Raw genomic sequence first — 22,103 nt, 5'->3', positions numbered from 1 at the left:
CTTCATGGGGATGTCCTCATGTGGCTTATGAAGACATTACTAACATCGTGGTGTATTAATCAACGGGGAGCAGGTCAAATGAATCAGGGCCCTACTTTTTACCCATGCAAAAAGACTGTCCGTGATGATATCAAAACGGGTAGCAATAATTGCAATGGCTTAGCCGCGATCAACAATCGATTTTATCGATTCAACTTTAAACTCTTCGGAATAACGTTTACTGCTCACAGCCACCTCGGCGGCGTCAGTCCGGAGACCTTTGAACAGGCCTCGTCGTGAGGACAGGAAATGTCTACCGGGGCGGGGTCAGTCCAGAATGGGCAGAGATGCATATGGTAAAACTGTAATTTATCAAGCCGGGAAAGCCCACCTGGATAATAGTAAAAACCTCCATAATGATTTGAGACTCTTTTAAAGATTAGCGATTTCTTACCTTTCCTTTCGAATCAAAGAATCATACTCACCAAAATCGGGGAATGTATCATAATTCCCTGCCACATCGACCATTGTTTGACTCTCTTCTAGTTTATAAGGATGGAACTGTTCTTCTCTTACTACAGTGCTACCATCTTCGTTAAAAATATATGTAGTACCATGCAACACATTCAATATACCTGCACCTTCTCCATCACGCTCAGCAAACTCTCGATAAATAGCCATTGATAAAAACAAACGATCGTCATCAATTATTTTAAAATTGTATAGCAAATACTCTTGTAATTTCTCATTTAGAAAACTTACCCCAACCCATCCTTTGCTTTTCATTACTTCAATGAAACATGATGGTGTAGAGTCTGAACCAATGAGTGCGGTATAAGACTCACCAGCAATATGTTTTTTATATGCTTTCTTTTCTAACCATATATCTATTGGTTTGTTTTTTGCCCTAAACCAAGATTTACAATAAAATATATCTTGCTTCATTGATAAACTTTCCCATTTGTATCACGTATTACCACTCCAGCCTTATCTGCTGCATTCAAAACCGCTTGTGGAATGGGTTTTACCTGAGGAGGAACTTCTAAAATATTAGTCCCACGCAGCGTATCGCCAGCCAATGCCCCACTTGATGGGACTTTAGCAATGGTCGCGCCTGCAGGATACTTATTCACAGCTTCCCGAATGTAACTGGTCGCCGTCGCCTCTTTGATATCAGCAAATTGTGTGAACTTACGTGACACTATCTCACCTGTAGTTGGGTTATACGAATCTAGACGATAATAACCGTTTCCGTTGGGTTTGTTCACATACAGTTCTTTGTATGGATAATTTTTATACTGCTCTAAGTTAAACTTATTACCAGCCTGAAGATCCTGCAACCATACAGGCTTCGCAGAATTCACCGTTGCGCCAACGCCCCCGGGGGTTGTAACTTCAGGAATTGCCGAACCATTACCCGTTGTTGGGTTTTTCGAACCTCTAGCGCCTTTAGCCCCGCCAATTAACAATGGCAGAGTCGCCGCCATGGCCTGTGCAACTTCCTTATTAGCCCCCATGGCTTCAAACCGTTCGGTCCAGCCAGAATTCGCTAAAATGCCTTGGGCTTCAATGCCTTGGGCATACATAGGTGTCAGAGCATCCCTGAAATCATCGGGTAACGTGCCATCCGCAGCCATATGTTTGATCATTGCGTCGAATGCTGGCCACTGCTCAACCAGATAGCCAAACTTCTCCTTGCATTGCTTTGGAGCCGTTGTGCAAAGGGTTGCTATATCGACCTGCTGCTCTGCATTGAGCGTGATCATGTCTCTAATAACGGCTTCGCAACTAGCTCCCTGGCAGGTTCTGGCTCTCTCGGCAAACCCACTCAGTTGATTGGTACTCAGCACATTATTCTCAACAGTTGTCTTACCCGCTTGTGCCGCAGTTATCACACTCGCACTGTTATCTCCCACCAGTCCGCCAGCAAGCCCCGAAGCCAGTGTCGCCAGCGCTGACACTGTTTGTTTCTCTTCCTCACTCAGTTCAGATGTGTTTTTACCAAAACCATCCTTCGCGATCCTACCGGCAAGCTCGCCCACCGCAGCTCCGGTCGCTGCTGAGGCCGCGTCTTTACCTATTGCCGCAGCAAGTGCGGCGTTCACAACTGCATGAGCCAGCACTCGTCCCTTAATATCCTTTTCCGGGATCGCACTGGCGATAGCATTGGCAATATATGGCGCGGCACCTCCAGCTATCGCGGCTTTAATATCTCCGCCAGCCAGCGCCTGCATGACCGCCGTTGCTGCCGTGATCGCACGTTGGGTGCTTTGCCCTGTCCCCATACCCGATTTGGTAAATTCATCGTTATAGAACGTCTGATACATCTGGTCCTGGATGGTTTTATCCGTGACCTCTTTTTTGTCCTTCTCCAGCTCTTTGATAGCCGCGACACGGTCGCCATCCGTCGCTGTTGCCATTCGTTCGTTGGCTTTTTTCGTCGCTGTAATATTCCCTTCGGTCCGCACAATATCCGCGACCTGCGTGCCGATCTCGCCGATCATCTGTGCGGTCTGCAGACGCCGCTGCTCTTTTTCCTTGTCGAATATCGGGTCGATGCTGCCGTTGGCATGTTCGGTATCGCGGCTCAGCGTGGCGACATTCTGCTGCTGGCCAGCCTTGTCGCGGATCACAATCGTGCCGTCGGCCACCGCCGACTGCGTGGTGCCTTCGGCGTGACCCTTACCGTTCATGCCTGCCAGCATGACATTGGCCATATTCCCGAGCACATTGCCGACCATACTGCCGCTGGTGCTGAACCCGGCACCCTGATGTTCCGTTTTGAAATCCGCTTTGTTGTTGATATCAGCGAAGCCCAGCGTGCCGGTATCGAGCCGGTTTTTGTCAGCGTCCGCCCGGCTGGCAAGCACTGCGCCGTCCAGTTGCGTGTGGTTGCCCACCGTGACATCAAAGCCACCCTTGCCCGCGAAGATCCCGGTCTGCTCCTGCACCGAGTCATAATTGCTCTTCATTTTGTCGCGGCTGTAGCTGAAGCTGGCCCCCAGCCCGCCGCCCGCTCCAAAGGTGTAACTCAGCCCGCCGCTGACGTTCTGCTGCTTGCTGTTGTAGTTATTGCTGTCCTGCAGGCTGCTCAGCGTCAGGTCACGCCCGACATCGGCTGTGACTTTATCGCCATTAACCTGCGCGCCCTGAAGCAACGTATCGCGACCGCTCTTCAGGGAGATGTTCTGCCCGGCATCCAGCGTGGTCTCATTCCATGTGGTGCCGTTGCCTTTTTCACCGCCTTTGCCCGCATTCGCGCTGGCCGACACCATAAACCCGGCGCCATTCGGCCCGGCAGTAATGCCGACGCCAATCGAGCCGCCCTTGCTGGAGTTGCTGCCGGTGGTTTTCTGCGTATCTGCTGCGCCCGTCAGGGTGATGTCTCGAGCCGCTTCGAGGGTGAGGTCTTTCTCGGCTTTAAGCTGACTGCCTGCAACCGTAATATCACCGCTGTTGGCGGCATTGCCTTTGCCGGTGGCGGAGATGGTGAGATCGTTACCTGCGTTAAGCGTGCTGCCGGTGGTGGTATCCTGCTCGGAATGCGACGTGGATTTCGACGACTGCCCGCCGATGGAAACCATCACGCCAAAGGAGCCGTTCTTGGTTGCATCATCAGAGCCGGATTTCGCCGCCGCCAGACGTGAAGCCTGTGAGGCCTGAATACCGGAGAGCACGGCTTTGGTGCCCTGCAATGCCGCGAGGCGACCGTCACTCTGATCTTTTGCCGCCATCGCCGTGGAGGCAGCCGTATTCACCACATCGCCCACCGCGCCGGAGAGCGCCAGCGTCAGCCCACTGCTTTTCTGCTCGAATTTCTGATCGGTGGTGCGTTTGTCGTGACCGGGGTCGATAACCACGCTGTCGCCGCTCAGGGCGAGATCGTTTTTGGCGATAAGGTCTGAGCCGCCAACATGCAGTTGATTACTCGCAGTGACCGTCACATCGCCGCCGTTACTGCCCACAGTGCTCGTGCTCTGGCTCTGGGTGGTGCCTTTCTCTTTCAGATCCTGTTTGGTTTTGCTGGAACCGATGGTGAAACCGATCCCACCGGAGCCCATCAGGCCGCTCTTTTTCTTCTCCTTAAACTGCCAGTTCGAGTCGGTGTTGGTGGCGGCGGTGATATCAACATTGTGGCCCGCACTGAGCGCCACATCGCCGTCACCCACCACGGATGAGCCTTTCACCAGCAGGTCATTGCCGGATTTCACCGTCACGTTATCGCCGCTCAGCAGCGTTCCGGCTTCGCGCGTGGCGCTCTGCTCAGAGATGGTGTGCGTTTTGGTTTTACTGAGGAAACCGCTTTTGGTTTTGGTCTCTTCCTTGTAGCGATAATCGCTTTCGGTGGCGGTGGTCAGATTGATGTCGCGTCCGGCCTGCACGCCGATATCGCCTTTCGCATTGACCTGCGCGGCTTCGGCGTTCATATCGCGTCCGGCGAGGATTGTGGTTCCCGTGCCGCTGGCGATTTCAGTGTCCTGCTGGCGCACCTGCTCGTTGATCACCGTTTTCTTGCTGGCTTTGTAGCTGTCGCCCTGGGTGGTGGCTTCGGCCAGCAGATTGACGTCGCGCCCCGCCTGCATGCCGACCTGCTGTTCAGCCGCCAGCCCGGCGGCGTGCGAGTTGATGTCGTGACCTGCGGTGAGTATCAGGTTATTGCCCACGCTGACGGTAGTGCGATCGAGGCCGGTGCTGTGGCTTTCGCTTTTGCCGTTGCGGGTGTTGTTGCGGGTCTGCTGCGCGTCAAGGTTCAGATCGTTGCCTGCCGACAGCTTCGCGTTTTTCCCGGCGCTGACATCGCTGGCGCTGAGCGTCAGGTCGTTACCCGCCTGCATGGCAAGGTTGCCACCGGCCGTGATACCACTTCCCTGATACGACACCTGCTCGCGGCTGGTGGCCGTCTGACGGAGATAACCCGCATTAAAACCGGACTGGCTGTACGCGTCATTTTTCTGAATCGCGTTAACGGCGATATTGCCACCGGCATCCATCAGCACATCGCCGCCCGCTTTCAGCGTGGCGCCGGTCAGGGTGATATCTTTACCCGCTGCCAGCGACAGGCCATCGCTGGCGGTAATGCTGGCGATAGTGCCAAGCGTGGTGTTTTTGAGGCTGACCGAGCCGCGTTTGCTTTTCGCATCCAGCGAGAACTGATCGGCCAGCGTGACGTTATTAATGCTGCCGTCGAGACTCTCCAGCGCCACGGTTTTGCCGCTGATGGTGGAGCTGAGGTTGCTGATATCGCCAATGGCGCTGAGACTGACGTTGCCGCCCGCTTTCATCAGCGCATCGTTGCTGTTGGTAATGGCCCCGTCGCTCTCCACGCTGAGGTTGTTTCGCGCCAGCAGCGTGCCGCCGGTGTTGGTGACATTGCCCCCTTCGAGGCTGACATTGTTCCCGGCAATCACACTGCCGTTATTGACCGTGACATCTTTTGGCGACAGGTAGACTTTCGGGATCATCACCGTTTCGCCATTGATGGTGGCGCTTTCCCACCACAGGATGCTGTGGTCGAGCGCGGCGATTTGATCGGCATTGAGCGCCACGCCAAACTGCAGCCCCAGCGACTGCTGCGTGTTAGCGGCGTTATCCATCAGGTAACGCATCTGGTCGAGATCGGAACCGATGCCGTTCAGGTAGCGGTTACCGGTCTGGTTCAGCACGACGTTACTGACATAGCGTGTGTCAAACGCCGCATCACCGAGGAAGCGGTAATCGTGATCCGGGTTAAGTTTGATGCGATCCAGCATATAGGCGGAGCCGAGAAACTGCTTCTCATCGGTATAAGTGCTGCTGGTTTCACGCGGGGCGGCTGACGGCGTGACGCCGAGCAGTTTGTTCAGATCGCCAAACAGCGCCGGATCTAACTGGCCAAGCCCGTCGAGTTTCGGGTTAACGGTGATGAGGTACGGGCTTTTCGGGTTAGCCGACACCACAAAGTAGCCGCTGTTGCCGGACGGCAGCGGGTACGCGCTGGTATCAACGGATTTCCCCTGATGCGCGTCGAGCGCGCCAGTGCTGGTATTTTTCAGTACAGCACTGGTGACGCCTGCGCTCGCCAGGCTGCCCGCGCTGCCAAGGCTGCCCGCGCTGCCAAGGCTGGCGCTGCCTTTCTGCTGGCTGCCGATGTTTGTCAGCGCGGCACCATTTGCGCTGGCATTATCCAGCGCGCCGCCGCCGTTAATCTGCTGCAGGGCGTTGTGCAGTTGGTCCTGCCACTGCGGTGAGTTGACGGTCACCGGCCCTGCGGCGAGCGTCTGTTTTGCCACGCTACCGCCAATACTCTGATTGCTCAGGGTATTCAGTGATGGAGCGGTGATGGTGCCGCTGACGCCACCGGCATTCGCGGTCGTACTGGTGTTGCTGATATTGCTGCTGAAGCTGGCGCTGACATTGCCACCGGCCTGGATAACAGCGCGGTAAAGCTGTCCCTGGGTGGTGGTTATTTCATGGCCCTGTAGGATGTAGGGAATGGTCAGGTTATAGGAAATAAGGTTGCTGTTGTGCTCTTTTATTGGGCCGCCCGTATAAGGGCTACTGGCATAGGTATCAGATGCGTATTTATATACGATGGCATCTGTGGTTATGCTGTTTTGCCAGCTTTGGTTATTAAGCTGCGTCCCTTGTAAAGCCATGTTCCCTGTACTGAGTATTTCGCTGGCTCTGTTATCCACTACACCTGCTGCGACGCTCATATTTCGGCCAGACGCAATACGCGAACTGCCACCACTGCTGGTTACGTCAGTACGTGTTTCACTCAGTACAAATTTATAATCAGTGTATTCCTTGAGAGGTGCCACATTAATAGTGGTGTAATTCCAGAGAGAACATGACCCGCCCTGGGTTTCGCAGGTATTCACTGTTCTGTTAGTGCTGAATAACCCGTAAGTCCCGTCAGGAAGCTGCGAATAGTGAAGGTTGAGCCTTTGATCGCCAATACCTGCTATCAAGTCATGCGTCGTCGTTGCAGAATTTGCATTCAACCCATCCCGCTGATTCAACAGATGCCCGGTATTAATGGTGATATCACCGTTGCGGGTTTCAATATTGCCGGAGGTGTTCACCACCTCGGTGTTGGCGTTGCCCGCCGCGTCGCGCTGCAGCCTCAGGTTGTTGCCTGCCAGCATATCGCCGCGCTGGTTGGTGATGCTGCCGGCGTACAGCGCCAGGTTATTCGCCGCGTACAGCAGCGCGGTGTTCACAATACTGCCCGGCGCACTCAGCGTCAGGCTGCCGAGTGTGCCGGCAAAGCCGTTCGCCGTGATATTGCCGCGGCTCGCCAGCGTCACATCGCCGCCGCCCTGCAGCGAACTGTTGCCGTTCAGCACAATGGCGCTGCCGCTTAGCGTACTCGTGCCGCTGCCGGTGGTGATTTGCCCGCTGTTGGTCAGCAGCCCGCCCGCACTCAGGTTCACCGCCTGGCCCTGCATCACGCTCTGGTTATCTATCGCGCCGTTACTGGTGACACTCAGGGTTTTCCCCGCCGCCAGCGCGGTTTTACCGGTAAACGCATCGGCCAGCTGCAGCGTCAGGTTGCCGAGCGCCACGATTTGCCCCAGCGCGTTCAGCCCGGTCGCACCGACCAGCAGGTCACCGCCGCTGAACAGCCTGCCGGCGGCGGACTGGTTCACCTGCGCGGCGTTCACCGTCAGCTGGCGGCTGCCCAGCAGCGTGCCGTTGTTGGTGAGCTGGCGGTAATTCAGCGTCAGGTCATTCGCCTGGGTGGTGCCCTGGTTCGTGAAGGTGTCGCCGGTGAGTGTCATCCGGTCAGCCAGCAGCGTACCGGTCGCGGCATTGTTCGCCGCATTCAGCATCAGGTCCGTCGCCTGCAGCCAGCCTGCGCCGGTGTACTGCGGGGCGGTCAGCGTCAGCGTCCCGCCGGAGAGCAGTTTCCCCTCGTTGCGCGCCTGCATGGCGGCGTTAATCCGGGTGTCACCCGCGCCCTGAATCAGCCCGTCGTTGAGCAACTGCGGCGTGGTGAGTGTCAGCCCCTGCCCGCTGACCAGCTGCGCACCGGCATTGTTGGTCAGCGTGTCAGCGCTGATGGTCACGCCGCCGCCCTGGAGGGTACCGGCGTTATCAACACGCTGTGCCGTCAGGTTCAGCGCCCCGTTGCCGGCAAGCTGCCCGCCTGCCTGCTGGGTGAACGCACCCGTGAGCGTCGCGGTCAGCCCGTCGCTGCCGCTGATGGCACCGCCGTTGCTCAGCGAACCGGCACTGAGGGTCAGGTTTTTCGCCGCCCACTGGCCGTTATTCGTCAGCGACAGCGCCTGCAGTGCCGCCGTGCCCATGGCGGTGATTTTGCTGCCTGCCGCGGACGTCAGATTGCCCGCCAGTTGCAGGTTCAGCGCCCCGGCGCTCTGAATGGCGCCGCGGTTATCCAGCGACTGCGCCGCCAGCAGGATGTTATTCCCCTGCCAGGTACCGGTGTTGTTCACGCTCCCGGCGGTGATATCCAGCGCGCCCTGCGTCAGCAGCGAACCGGCGTTAATCAGCTCCAGTTGCGGGGCAGCCATCGCCATCCGTGCCATCAGGGTCGCCGTGGCCTGGCTGTTATCCAGCGTCAGACTGTCGAGGCCGGTCAGCGTGCCGTTGTTAGTGATACGACTTTCATGTGCCGACAGCGTTTTGCCCTGCACGCTGCCGTTGTTGGTGAGCTGTTGTCCGCGCAGGGTGATGTCCCCGGCGCTGAGCAGTTGTCCGTCGTTATTCAGCGTCTGCGCACGAAGCGTCATCGCCCCCTGACTGGTAAGCGCACCCGGCAGTGCCAGCGTGCCCGCCACATCCGCGTTCAGACTGCCCTGGCTCAGCAGCGAACCGCCGGACGTCCAGTCATCCGCCGTCACACTGACCCGCCCGCCCTGCAGGGTGCCCCCGGTGTTCAGTTGCCCGGCGTTCAGCGTGAAATCACCGCCGCTCAGCGTGCGCGAGTTCGCCCCGGTGACCAGCGTGGCGGCATCCGCACGCAGGCCGTTCGTCCCCTGCAACAATCCATTATTGACGAGCGTACCGGCATGCAGCGCCAGCGTGTCGCCGGTGATGCGCCCGACGCTGGTGATGGCGTCAGCCCGCAGGTTCGTCGCCCCGCCGCTGACCATCTGCCCGTCGCTGGTGAGTGCGCCGCTGTAGACGCCGCTCAGACCGTGCAGCCCGTTGATGAGGTTGCGGTTGTCGAGCGTGGTGCCGGTGAGGGAAACCGTCTCGCCCTGCAGCGTGCCGGCGTTACTCAGGCTGCCGCCGTCAAACGTCAGCGCACCACCGGAAAGCCAGTTACCGGAGGCGGTGTTGATGATGCTGCCTGCATGCGCCTGTGCCTGCTGCGCGCCCTGAATCAGGCCGCTGTTGGTCAGCGTGTTGCCGGTCAGGGAAACGGCGTTGCCGGCAATCTGTCCGCTGTTGCCGAGCGCATCCGCGCGAAGCAAAGCCGCATGGTGTGCCAGCAGCGTGCCGCTGTTGCTCAGTGTACTGTCAGCGGTGATATCCAGCGCGTCCGCTTCCAGGCTGCCACTGTTCACCAGCTTACCGGCACGAAGCGTCAGCGCATCCTGCACATACAGCAGCCCCTGGTTCTCCAGCGTATCAAGGTTTACATCAAGCAGCCCGCCGCTTGCCAGCTGACCGTTGCGGCCATTAAACAGGCTCTGCGTGGCGAAGGTCAGGCTGTGATTGCCCTGCAGAATGCCGTTGCTGGTTATCACCGGTGCCGTCACGGCGAGGTCGTTTGCCGCCAGCGTGCCGTCGTTGTTCAGCTGTGCCGCGCGGATATCCGCCTGGCCCTGGCTCAGCATCTGCCCCTGGTTAGCGAGTATGCCGCTAGCCTGTACCTTCAGCGAGTCCTGCGCCTGCACCGTGCCGCTGTTGTGCAGGCTGTCCGCCGTTGCGGTCAGGGTTTTCCCCTGCATCCGGCCCGCGTTGTCCAGGGTTTTACCCTGCAGTGCCAGACTGCCGCCGCTGACCAGTTGACCGTCTGCGGTAGTGGTCAGCGTGTTGCCATCCCACGTCAGCCCGTCCGTCCCCTGAATCAGACCGCTGCTGTGCAAATCGCCGTGCAGCGCGAGCACTTTCGCCATCAGCGCGCCGCTGTTCGTGCTGTTATCTGCCGTCAGCGTCATCGCCTGCCGGCTGACCACCTGGCCCTGGTTATCCAGCGTGCCGCTGACCGTGGCGGTCAGGCCATTCTGCCCGAGTGCCGTGCCGGTGTTCATCCACTGCCCGGTCGCGAGGTTCAGCGTGTCGCCCTGTATTTGCCCGGCGTTGTTCAGACGGTCATTTTTCAGCGACACCGCGCCGTTACTGAGCAGCAGGCCGCCCTGCTGGTTAGTGAACGTGGTACCGGAAGCGGTCAGCAGCGCCGTGCCCTGCAGCGTGCCGCTGCTGGTGATGTCAGCGCTGTTCAGCGTCAGGTTTTTCGCGGCAATCAGGCCGCTGTTACTCAGTTGCGGGGCATTCAGCGTGGCGACGTCGTCCGCGACAATGCGCCCGTCCGCCGCGTTATTCACCTGTTGCGCCAGCGTCAGCAGCAGCGTGGTGGCACTCAGGTTGCCCTGGTTATCGAGGGTCTGCCCGCTGAGGTTCAGCGTGCCCGCTGTCGCCAGCGCCCCGCCGTTGCTGGTGTTCTGTGCGTTAAGCGTCAGCGCATCGTCGCCCTGCACGCTGCCCGTATTACTGAGCGTGTTCGCGGTGATGCCGGTGGTTTTTGCCGCCAGCACGCCACGGTTGCTGATGTCATCCGCCGTCAGGCTGAGCGTGTTATCCGCCAGCAGCCGTCCGCTGTTCTCCAGGCGGGCGTAGTCACTGAACAGGTTCACACCGTTCATTTCGCCGCTGCTGGTCAGGCTGTTGCCGTGCAGATGCAGATCACCGTCGGTGGTGATTAACCCGCTGTTGTTCAGTTGCGGGATGGCAAGCGTCAGGTCTTTTGCAGAATAGAGCGTGCCGCCGGTGAGGTTTTCCAGCCAGTCCGTCTGCACATCAAGCGCGTGGGTGCCCTGCAGCAGCCCGCTGTTGCTGACATGCTGACTGCCGAGGCTGAGTGTATCCGCGACCAGCGTGCCGCTGTTGGTCAGCACACCGGGGGCGGTCAGGGTGATGGCTGACGCATTCGACTTCCCGCCGTGACTGACGGATTTCGCCGTCACGCTGAGCGTGCCTTTCGCCGCGTGAGTGCCATTCAGCGTGGCGCTGTCAGCGGCCGTCAGGGTCAGGTCACTGCCGCTCTGCATCTGTGCCTGCTGGCGGGTCTGCAGGTCAGCCGCTTTCACGTTCAGGGCCTTCCCGGCATTCACCTGCCCGCCGATATCAGCGGTGGTCTGCGCGGTCAGCGTCACATCGCCTTTCGCGGTAACAGTGGAGCCGGTGCCGGTGGTCAGTGCGCCGGCCTGCACATTCAGGGAATCGTCTGCGGCCAGGGTGCCGTTGTTCTGTACCCCATCGCCGGAGGCTGTAAGCGTCTGCCCCTGCAGTGTGCCATCGTTATTCAGCGTCGAGGTGGTGGCCGTAAGCTGACCTTTTGCCGCTACCGTCCCCTGGTTATCCAGTTGTGTGCCCGTAAGCCGGGTATCGCCGTCGGAGAGCAACGTGCCGCTGTTGTGCAGCGCATCGCCGGTCACGCCCAGCGTCTGGCCCTGCAGTGTTCCGCTGTTTTTCAGCGTGGTTGTCGTGGCGGTGAGCTGATTTTTCGCAGCGATGGTGCCATGATTATCCAGCTGTCCGGCGGTAATGCGGGTATCACCCGCCGCCATCAGCGTGCCGCTGTTGTTCGCCGTCTGGCTGTTAATCTCCAGCGCCTGCCCCTGCAGGGTGCCGCTGTTGTTCAGGTTGCCTGCGATGGCCGTCAGTTGCCCTTTCGCCGTTATCGTACCGGTATTATCCAGCTTATCGGCCGTTATCCGGCTGTTGCCGCCGGACGTCAGTTCGCCCTGCCAGCTGATATCCTGCGCATCCAGGGTGGCGTTACCCGCCGCACTGAGCTGGCTGGCCGCATCACCGTTAATTTGTTTTGCGCTGAGCGCCGTCTGCCCGGCAGCGATTTTGCTGGCAGTCAGCGTGGTATTCCCCGTCGCAGCCAGCGTCAGTTTGCCGTCCGCCGCCAGCGTGGCGTTGTTCAGCGCCACATCCTGCGTACTGTTAATCGCGATATCACCACCCGCCTTATGGCTGCCGGTGAGCGTCACACCGTCGCCCTTCGCCGTCAGCGCCCCGCTGGTGACACTCTCCCGGACGGTCATTTTCCCGTTCGCATCAAGCGTGATATCGCCCTGGCGCGCCGCCAGATTACCGAGGTTCACCCCCACGCCCTTTTCCGTGGAGACCAGGTGAATACGGTTGGCATACATGCCGCCGAGTGCGCCGGTATCCACCGCCACTACCGGTGCCGCGCCCTCGCCGGTGATAGCGGTCGCCTTCCCGTTCGCATCCACCCGGTTGGCACCGGTGGTGACCGTTAAATCCTTCGCATGGATGGCGGCGTTGACTTCGGTGGCGCGGGAAATCAGTGACAGCGCGTCGCTGCCGCTGGCATTCAGCCCCTGACCTTCGACGGTAATGGTGCCTTTTGTCACCTCGAGAGCCGAGAGGTTGCCCGCCGCGTCAAACTGCGGTTTGCCGGTGGTCAGTGTCGCATTCGGCGTGTTGATAAAACCGCAGCCGTTACAGGTGATGCCGTACGGGTTGGCGACCATCACATTGGCGGCTTTCCCCGCCACCTCGGTGTAGCCCTGCAGCTGTGAGCGGCTGCCACCGGTCACTTCGTTGATAATGCCCTGCGCCTCATGCCCGGCCTTCAGGTTCGGGTTGTTCTGGATAAGCCCGCCAAGCTGGGTCTGGTTCAGCTGCCCGGTGGCGTTGTTGAGGATGAGCCCCTGCTGGCCGACGTTGTACTCGTTAAACTGGTTGTGCGAGATGCCCGCGCTATTCGGCGTGGCAATGTTCACCACCGGCACGCCGTTGCCGGCTTTGTCCATGGTGGCCGGGCCGGTCGGTGTGATGGCCGCCGCGAAGGAAGGTGCCACGGGCTGCCAGACCAGCAGGCCGATAATCAGCCAGCTGAGTGCGCGCTGCGAGAAACGAACCGGTTTATCGGTATTCATCCTTGTCTTCCTTTAAAAAGTGACAGCCACACGCCAGTTAAATGTCAGGTGGTCCGGGCCGAGCCAGTCCGGGTAACGCAGCGGTGTGCCGACAGAGACCTGGCTTGCGAACCAGCGCCCGGCGCTGCCCAGCCCTGCCGCAGCGCCCCAGAGCGTGCCCGCAGCGTACCGGTCAAGCCGGTCTTTCTCCAGCCAGCCGCCATCCAGCGCCGCGGTGGCGCTTATCTGCCCGAGCACCGGCAGCGTGAACAGGGTGTAATTTACTTCGTTGCGCCAGTAACCGCCGTTATCGCCGGAGATGTACTGCTCTTTGAAACCACGCACCGAGCTTTCACCGCCAAGCGTCAGGCGCTCGCTGCCGTAGAGCCGGTCCGGCGACCACTGCCCGTACAGGCTGGTCAGCCACAGCAGGTCATTCGTGAGCGGGCGCTGAAAACTGGCGCTGAGGCTCCCCTTGCGGAACTGCGCACGCGGCACATCGCCGGTTTTGCCTTCATCGGTTTCGGCGTTAAACCACGGCATGCCGTGGCTGTAGGTCGGGTTGAAGGTCGCCACGCCGCCCAGCAGTTTCTGCGTGTGGCTGATGCCAAGCTGCAGGCTGGAGAGGTTGCGCGTGCTGCTCACCAGCGGGGCGTCGTTAAGCCAGTTGCGCGATGCGCGCTGCGTGATGCCGGCGCTGAGCGCGGTTTTGATGTCGCCGTTGCGGAAAATAACGCGCGAGAGGTTCAGGCGGTGGGTTTTCGTGTCCCCGGTGGAGACCCACGGAAACCCCTGATTGAGGAGGGTGGTGCGGTAGTTGCTCCAGGCGTAGCTGTAATCCAGCAGGCTGTAGCCGTACGGAATACTGACCCCGGCCTGAAAACTCTGCGCGTCATATCCGGTGGCGAAATCGCTGCTGCGTCCGCCGCTGACAAACCACTTATCCGCCAGTCCCAGTAAATTGTTGCCGGTCAGTGAACCGTTCAGCTGATTTTCACCGGTGCTTTTCTGCCCGCTGTTATCCAGCGACACAGAGGCACTTAACGGAAATTCCGGCGTGGCGGTTAAATTCACGGTGGAATAACCGGGTTCGCTGTCCGGCACTATTTCAATCTGTACCGGCTGACTGCGCAGACGGTTAATCTGCTCCATACCCTGCTCTATATCCCGCAGGTTGAGCACTTTCCCTTCCAGCCCCGGAAATACCATTTTCAGCATGCGCGGGGATTCACCTTCCAGGCGGATATGGCGTAATTTCCCCTCCAGCACCACAATGCGTAATTCGCCGTGGGATAAATCCTGCTCGGTAAGAAACGCGCGGCTGGTAATATAGCCCCGGCTGATATACCAGTCGGAAATGGCGGCGGTGAGCCCGGTTATTTTCGCCATGTTCAGGCACTGGTTCTGCCAGGGCGCGAGCAGCTTCTGCTGCGCTTTTTCACTGATGAGCGTCACGCCGGAAAGGGTGATGGTATGGATATCAAAACAGGGGCCGCCGGCCTGCGTGTCAGACGGGGTGCGGCCTGCGCGCGGCAGCGGTGTGGCGCGCTCCAGCTCATCGCGCTGCTGCTGGTTCTGGCGCAGCAGCTGTTCCTGCTGCTGACGGACGGCATCACGATCCGCCGGTGATAATGGCGCAGCCTGCAATGCCGCCGTGACAAAAAATAACAACACCACTAAATAGCGCACGTTAGCCCATCCCTGACCAGAATAAAGTTAACCCTCACCAGTGAATTTTGGTTAGGTTAGTTATAATCATCATTTTTAAGTATTTTCTTATGGGCTTAATGAAAAAACAATATTCAGGAGGTAAATAGACAAATCCTGTCAAAATTTAGGTTTAGCGTCGGATATATTCCAAATTCATTATTTAGAGTAACCTAACCGATTGGAGAAACATAAACTGAGCAAGATTTACAGCAATCCAACAGTTCACATCGCTATTTAAAACTATTTTCCATGACCTTTCGTTATACATAAACCGAAAAGTGGAAACTGACGAAAACTTCATGAGCGATGATTTAATAAGTTCAAAGGTAAAAATTAAACACACGCTATGGGGAATGCATTCTGAAATAGCTCATAAGCCACGACAGAATAAAATGATTAACTGCTGTGAGAAAATACCAGGGATTAAACTAAAATATATTATGTATTGTTACATTATTCTAAACAGAGTTTTATGAAATTGAGCATTGACCACAACAAATAAGAACCCCTGCTTATCTCCAGTAAAAAACTCGCCTTAGCAGGTTTGCCACCAGCCAGCATGATTTTCTCAAGGGGTGCCTGATGCGCTTCACTTGCCCTCCGTCAACACCGCTAATTCCTCATCGCCGGAATGGTGACTGATTAACACGCCGGGGGAGCGTTCGCGCCGGCACAGAAGAAACTTCAACTGTTCAACGACATCGGTTTGTCGCCGCCTGGAGGTAAGCCAAACAGCTTACGCACCGCGTTAAGAAAGGCACCATAAGGGCGCCCCAGCAAGAGCATCATCAACGCTGCGCCTAAAGTCCCTTTTATCAGCCCGCTTCCCGAGGCTCCACTCACCGCAATGATCACGGCATAGATAGGTACCTGAAAACTCACAAGCGCAGCGCTGTCCCACAACAATTTTGAAAACCGGCTCGAACCGGCACGCTTCATTAACCAGTCCCGCCATATGCCATATGGCCTTGCCACCGGAACCATCAGGGCGGCGCCGAGAAGCCGGGCATGAAACACTTGTTCCCACGTCATACCCGCGAGAATGCGTTCATTAATGATGCCTGTGATGGTGAAAAAAACGATTAACGCGGTGGTATCTGCAATAAACGCAGTTCGGCGTTTCGTCTGATCCGGGCGCTGAGGCAAATTTTATTTCCTGTCGTGGTGTGGTGTTAAAACGCAAATTCATCAAAAACAGATGACTCGTAATAGTAGTACAAAGGTGGAGGTAAGAAGCTCAGGTTGCTATTGATCAGATACTGGCAAAACACGGGCAGCGAACTGCGTTTGCGAATTTCTTATCGCTTGCAACCGCAGAGACCTGAACGTCATCGCAGTGGTGACCGCACAACGCTAAAAATGGAACGACCAGCCTGATTGACGCACTGCACATGGAACACTTCTCCTGGCTTCCAAGCCAGAGCGCAGGCGCTGACAGAATCCACCCGTGCAGCAGTGGCTACATTCAGGGCGCATGGCGGCGGCGGGCAATTCTCGTTACGCTCGTCTTTATAGGCTTCATTGAAATCCAAATCATGAGACCCAGGGAGCAGGGAAAAATGAAGAGATATATACGATGCAGTCAAATGCAGCCCTGACTGCTGACAAGGAAAAGCTATTGGCAACATCAATGCACGTGGTGCTGCCAGATAGTTTTCACGAAAACACAATCAGCAAAATGATTCCTCAGAATTACAACTCACGTTGTTCCAGGCTGGAATAAATCGTTTTTATTTCACCTTTTAAACTTTCGCCACGGTAGACCATCGATGTATCGTATCGTTGATATTTCTCATCTCGTGTGGCACTAAACCAGTTGAACGACCCTATGCACAGTAGCCCTTCATCACCAATCACAATATTACTGTGAACACGATTAACCAGCTTCGTCACGATCCCCATCTCGTTTAGTTTTTCCACTGCATCATTAAGGCGCTGCTGTTTCTCTTTGCGCTTTTCATAATCGGCATGCTCAGTATTGAAACTTTTATCTGTCACCACGGTGATATCGATGCCCCGAGCACGAGCCTGAGCCATTGACGCCAGAAAGCCCGTTTGTTCCAGCTTTTGCCATGTCAGCCAGGGGGAAACGATAGTCATACTCTTACCGATAACATTAAAAGTCTGGTTCAGAAACGCATCATGTTATTCAACCCCGTGCAAAGTAGAAATCTGCGTTTGCGCAGTGCTTAAATCCTCACGTTCCTTGTACTCAAACTGCAAAGCATTGCCAGTTGAAGCAAACAGGTATTTTGCCAGCAAACCTCTCGGCGAGGAGCCTGGCTGGATCTCAAATAGGTCCATGTCACCAAAAACAAGAAAGCTATCTTTAGCACGCGAAACGGCGACGTTCAGCATGCTGCTGTCGCTATCGATAAATCCGCCATCTTCATGCTTCGAATAGACCGGAGAGAAAAGCACAATCGCCCTTTCCGCCCCCTGCAATGAATGAACAGTACCCACTGTCAGCGAATTTTCATCGCCATTACAATTTATATCCAGTTTGCGTAATGACGATTTAATCGTACTGACTTGCGCCGAAAATGGGGTCACAACGCCGACTAACTCATGTAAAGGCTTATCGTAATGGCATTCAATGTCTTCTTTGTGAGCCGCAAGCCACGCTGCTATTGTCTCAGCTTCAAAGGTGTTATAGCGACTGCCACCGTTGGCCTGCATACCTTTACCATCAATATGCAAATAACCCATTGCAGGAAAAATCGTCCCTTTTTCTTCCCCTCGTTTGGGCTGCAACTTGCCGTGATAACAGAGCGTATTACAGTAACCAATGATGTTATCGAAGCAGCGACGGTGTTCGTACAGATACATCCCCCGCGCAAGGTCCGGGTCGTATTGGTAGCGCGAGTTAAACTGTGCGACCTTCATGACACTGCCAGATGCAGCACTCTTTCCTGAGTCACACACTCGCGCATAAGCATCCATGAGTTCTTCTTGAGTACCGCCGGGGAGAAGTTTCTCCTCCACCATATTGCCGATATCAATGCTGGGTAAACTGTTCCAGATAGGCGCAATCTGCTCCGTATCACCAATCACTAGCGCTTTCTTCGCTAATGCGAAGGAGGCTGCAGCCACTTCGGGGAGTACCTGCCCCGCTTCATCTACAATCAGCAAATCGGCGAAGTTATATAAATAGCCATCATCGAATTTCTTCCCACCGACATGTTCCCTGATGAGCATATGATGAGGGAGCATAAAACAGGTCATCACTACGCAAGGGGTGAGCTTCATTCTACGTAGCCAGCGGGCTTTAATTGCCTTCGCCCCTCTGAGACCTTTTTCTTTTTGGAGATTATTGATGGCTGACATATCCATCAGCCACCGACCTTCCCAGTAATGCATCGCCAGCAGAAACGCCGGGAAACGGAGCTGTGTATCGGCAAGCTCATCGGCTTCGCTCAGACAAAGCTCCGCCTCGCCTTGATACCCCAGCGAATGAATAATCTCGCGCCAACATAAGGCTGCTTCGTTTTCTCGTCGGAAAACATCCTCAGCAAGATCGATCTGTTGCTGGAACTCTGCCTGCTCTTTAAGCGCTTGTGTAATCAGGCCATTGATGAATGCATCAATTCCATCAGGCAGAGATCCCTGGAATGCTGTCACTCTTTCACCAAACGTAGCTTCCAAAAACAGCTTCATTTGATAGTGACGCTTAGTACGAACGGCGGGAAGCCAGGAGAGGAGAGCGAATATGATCGACTCACCGGCTCGATATTGCTGCCACTGTTTTTTGCCCTGTGTTAATAGCGAGATTTCATTTGTTGTCTTGAGCAGTAACGTACTCTTGTCCTGAATATACTGTTCAAGATCATCGCTAATGGCGCGCCTCTCCTGACGGATTGTGTTCAACCTGTCCCACGCGGGCTGGATTTGCTCAAGTTTTTCAGAGAGTTTAACTAAACGCTGATGCAAGAGATCCACAACGTACTCAGGGGAACGACACTCGTCGGACGGAAAAGCCGTTCTTGCCTTTTCAAGGAAGAAGACCTGTGCATCTTCTACATATTCAAGAGATTCAACACGGTTAAAAAAATCTTCCGTCTGGTATTTTTTTGCTGCCTCGGCCCTCCGGCCAGAGGATGGGAAGTAAGCGCCAAAGCTTGTCACTTCTGGCAGCCAGCGCCCAGCCATGGGGCCGGTACCGGTAGAAAAATCTTTACCGAAGGCCTCTATGATATTGGTTACGGCCTGATTGTTGGTTGAGGTAGCAATCACTACCGGCGGCTCGGTTTTATTAAGCGCCGCCTTCGCCCATTCAGTAGCAATGATTGAGAGAACCAACGTGGTTTTCCCGGTTCCCGGAGGACCATTAACGGCAAGAATATCACCCGGCTGTTGAGTGAGATAATGGCTCAGGGCATCGCGCTGCGCGACAGCCAGCGGAAACTTATCGCCGGAGTACCCCAGACGCTCACTGAACATGGCATGGCTGGCCAGGAGCGGCTCAACAGGAGACTTCTCTTTCGAAGCAAAGCGCGCCAGTAATGGAACCTCTTTTCTGCACGACAGCAAATCATCGTACATAGGCAGAATATGGATGCTGGCCCCACCGGGCTGGTTGGCTTTAATAATGTAGCCATATCCAGCTTGTTCATATTGCTCAGGCGACGCGAGCCATTTGCCAGCAACATGTTTTAAAAGTTCATCTGTATCTTTTAGATACTTCTGCCACAACTGCTGATAACGAGCATATCGTTCCGCTCGTTGTTCGTCTGTTTCCTCACGCAGCTCACCCTCATCATCAGGACCAAAAGTTATTGAATGATGGGTAGTTTTGTACTTGTCATACTGCTCCATCTCACCAATTGAAAAAGTGCCTTTGGGAAGCGGCTCTAGCAGGTCACGGGGAATGGTGGCAGGAGATGTGGGGAACAAAAAGCCTTCGCGATTCAACAGTGCGGAAATAACCAGGGGTGTAATAAAACCAGGTGCTCCCGCCGCTCGTTCTTTGCCATGCTTTATCAGGCGGATCCATATCTGTGGCCGTAACAGCACCTCGACTGTCTTAATCTGCTCACCCTCACCATCGAAGAACGATTGAACAAGCCCCTGAGTTAACCTTTCAGTCGTGACATCCATCCATCTTGTGAATACATCTTCATCTTTACGCTCAAATGCCCCTTTTCCAGACTCGGCATCAGCTAAGGTGTTACGCCAGTATGAAGTGAATCCCTGAGTATTGCTGTCCATTCCCCATCCCGTGACTTAAATAATGCTATTGATTTCGTTCATATAAATTTTGCTCATGGTTAAACATTGTCCACGATGCGAGTGCGAGCGCAAGAGTTTGTTTAGCTTGAAGAGAAAATTGGATTTCAAAAATAACTTTTTGATTAATAAGTATTTAGGCATATACAAGAGTCACACACCAAACATCAGTAATTTAATGTAAATTGAATCAGGTTGTGTGAATAAGCGAGAAAAAACTTGCGGATATTGGATTTCAGGCGCAAAAAAGACGTCCGTTGACGTCTATTGATGTTCCGATGGTGCGAAGAACGCGCGTTCGATGGTCTTCACTCCAGCGCTTATTGCTGGCATGCCATTCGAGCGCGATGGTTTCAAAAGTATATGCCCCCGCGTTTTCGGCCTGAGCTTCCTTCTGTTCAGCTTTCGGGTCGATACCCTGCCCTAACAGTTTTTTGGCTTCATCACGTTTTGCTCTTGCCCCAGCAAGCGTAACAGTAGGCCAGACACCAAAAGCAAGGCGATCCTCTTTTTTATCAGAGGGTCGTCTGTATTTCATGCGCCAGTATTTAGAACCCTTCGCCGAAACCTCAAGATACAAACCGCCGCCATCGGCCATTTTGTAGGTTTTGTCTTTAGGCTTTGCGGTCTCTACCTGTCTGGCGTTGAGCTTCATTTTGGGGGCACATTTCTAATCGAAGTTAAGATGCCCCCAATTATGCCCCCCGGATTTCAACGGACAGACTCGGACAATAGCGGATACAAAAACCGCTGCAATCCTTGATTTTAAAGGGTTTGGTGGACTTGCTCGGATGGTCCTGGAAGAGGTCTTGGTGCCGAAGGCCGGACTCGAACCGGCACGTATTTCTACGGTTGATTTTGAATCAACTGCGTCTACCGATTTCGCCACTTCGGCACTGAAGGGGATGCGGAAACGTGTTGGATTATACCTGCCGCGGGCGGCTATGCAAGTCACGATGTTGTCATACGCCGCTAAGTGCTGAAAAAATCAACGTTCTACAAGCTGTCACCTCTCTCTTTATAAATTCTTTCCTCTTTAACCCCTTATTAACCTCTTACTCCCTTACCCGCTTCACCCCTTCGACCCAGTACGCTCCCCTTCCGGCTACCATCTTTGAACATTCCATATCAGCCCCAGCCCTTCCAGGGTCACAATCCGCTAGCACTCCAGGCTTCTCCCTTCTCCAGTCAGTCTCGCAAATAATCTGACTAACGAAATATACGTTCTTGCCGCTCTGCCGATATTTGTAAAAACAGAGCCTGCTAATAATCCGTAAAATAGCGAAGCGACCATTCTTCATATATAATATTTCCTCAATAAGTTTATCCCATCCAATAATGTTTTATCTGTCATATCGGTTAAAAGACCTATGACAATTAGCCTGTTTCTTTTTTTGCATTTCATTGAATACTTTGATGATTACCAGTCTCAATGGCGAACGCTATTACGTGGAGATAACGTATGCATGTACTCATGATTGACAAGCAGTCAATATTTATTGAAGGAATGGCATCAGTACTGTCGCAATATATTCCGGAGGTAAAAGTTCGTGGACTGAATAATCAAAACGATATTGATGATACGCTTAATGAATTTCCAGCATCATTAATTCTGCTTGATGGTGATGGTAATAAAACCTCGAGCCTCGAACTGCTGGATATTTTAGCCTGTCGTCATCCGAATATCCCCGTAGTGATGCTGATGAATAAATGTCAGCCGACATTATTACGGTTATTTTTAAATCATCACGCGATTGCGTTTGTCCGCCGTGATTCCCCCCCGGAAACCATCGCTCAGACACTGCGTAGCGCGTCGCTGGGGATGTTCTGTCTGCCGCAGGAGAGCATTACGTTGCTGGACAACGGGCACAGTGCCCTTGCCCGCCTGAGCGAACGCCAGCGTGAGATCCTGAAACTGCTGGCCGCCGGGGAGTCAAATAAACAAATTAGCCGCCATTTAAATATCAGCGCGGGCACGGTGAAAGCGCATCTGGAATCGATTTTTCGCCGTCTGAATGTAAATAACCGCACTCAGGCCGCGATGATGTATTCGGAAGAGTAGTCCTGATTATCTTTATTTGATTTGCGTTAGCTTATTTTCTTTTTCCTGAGCATAAAAAG

General features: G+C 55.0%; 6 protein-coding genes, 1 tRNA gene and 2 pseudogenes. 2 read left to right on the top strand and 7 right to left on the bottom strand.

Annotated elements, in window-relative coordinates; translation table 11 throughout:
- The coding region (locus ACFX4U_RS20555) for a hypothetical protein (RefSeq protein ID WP_380221027.1) at nucleotides 1-279 on the top strand (279 nt) is incomplete at its 5' end.
- A gap of 150 nt (nucleotides 280-429) precedes the next feature.
- Here ACFX4U_RS20555 and ACFX4U_RS20550 read toward each other — a convergent pair.
- From ACFX4U_RS20550 to ACFX4U_RS20520, 7 genes and pseudogenes are all read right to left on the bottom strand, one after another.
- Nucleotides 430-924 (bottom strand): hypothetical protein, encoded by a 495-nt coding sequence (locus tag ACFX4U_RS20550; RefSeq protein ID WP_313507856.1) that lies wholly within the window; start codon nucleotides 922-924, stop codon nucleotides 430-432.
- Nucleotides 921-13,067, bottom strand: coding sequence for a hemagglutinin repeat-containing protein (locus ACFX4U_RS20545; protein WP_349350634.1), 12,147 nt, complete (start codon nucleotides 13,065-13,067; stop codon nucleotides 921-923). Before ACFX4U_RS20545 ends, ACFX4U_RS20550 begins: the two co-directional genes overlap by 4 nt.
- A 12-nt stretch (nucleotides 13,068-13,079) precedes the next feature.
- A complete protein-coding gene (locus ACFX4U_RS20540; RefSeq protein WP_313507858.1) occupies nucleotides 13,080-14,735 on the bottom strand; it encodes a ShlB/FhaC/HecB family hemolysin secretion/activation protein in 1,656 nt (551 codons plus the stop codon).
- 705 nt (nucleotides 14,736-15,440) lie between these two features.
- Nucleotides 15,441-15,902 (bottom strand): L-alanine exporter AlaE, encoded by a 462-nt coding sequence (gene alaE / locus ACFX4U_RS20535; RefSeq protein ID WP_313507859.1) that lies wholly within the window; start codon nucleotides 15,900-15,902, stop codon nucleotides 15,441-15,443.
- A 546-nt stretch (nucleotides 15,903-16,448) separates the two neighbouring features.
- Nucleotides 16,449-19,964 (bottom strand): annotated as a pseudogene (locus ACFX4U_RS20530) (AAA domain-containing protein).
- Nucleotides 19,965-20,265: 301 nt separating this feature from the next.
- Nucleotides 20,266-20,637: pseudogene (locus ACFX4U_RS20525) on the bottom strand (tyrosine-type recombinase/integrase); the annotation flags it as partial.
- 155 nt (nucleotides 20,638-20,792) lie between these two features.
- Nucleotides 20,793-20,877 (bottom strand) — tRNA-Leu (locus ACFX4U_RS20520).
- A 567-nt stretch (nucleotides 20,878-21,444) separates the two neighbouring features.
- Here ACFX4U_RS20520 and ACFX4U_RS20515 point away from each other — a divergent pair.
- Nucleotides 21,445-22,044: a helix-turn-helix transcriptional regulator gene (locus ACFX4U_RS20515; protein ID WP_175273830.1), complete on the top strand. Its 600-nt coding sequence runs from the start codon at nucleotides 21,445-21,447 to the stop codon at nucleotides 22,042-22,044.
- The last annotated feature ends 59 nt before the right edge of the window (nucleotides 22,045-22,103 follow it).

Origin of the sequence: Kosakonia sp. YIM B13588, assembly GCF_042788165.1 — a bacterium.
Lineage (GTDB): Bacteria > Pseudomonadota > Gammaproteobacteria > Enterobacterales > Enterobacteriaceae > Kosakonia > Kosakonia sacchari.
Note: the sequence above shows the minus strand (reverse complement) of the source record. Positions and strands in the feature narration are given on the sequence as shown.

Excerpts from the sequence above, each read along its gene's own strand:
- ACFX4U_RS20550 (WP_313507856.1), bottom strand. The coding sequence starts at position 924 with ATGAAGCAAGATATATTTTATTGTAAATCTTGGTTTAGGGCAAAAAAC.
- ACFX4U_RS20515 (WP_175273830.1), top strand. The coding sequence starts at position 21,445 with ATGCATGTACTCATGATTGACAAGCAGTCAATATTTATTGAAGGAATG.
- ACFX4U_RS20545 (WP_349350634.1), bottom strand. The coding sequence starts at position 13,067 with ATGAATACCGATAAACCGGTTCGTTTCTCGCAGCGCGCACTCAGCTGG.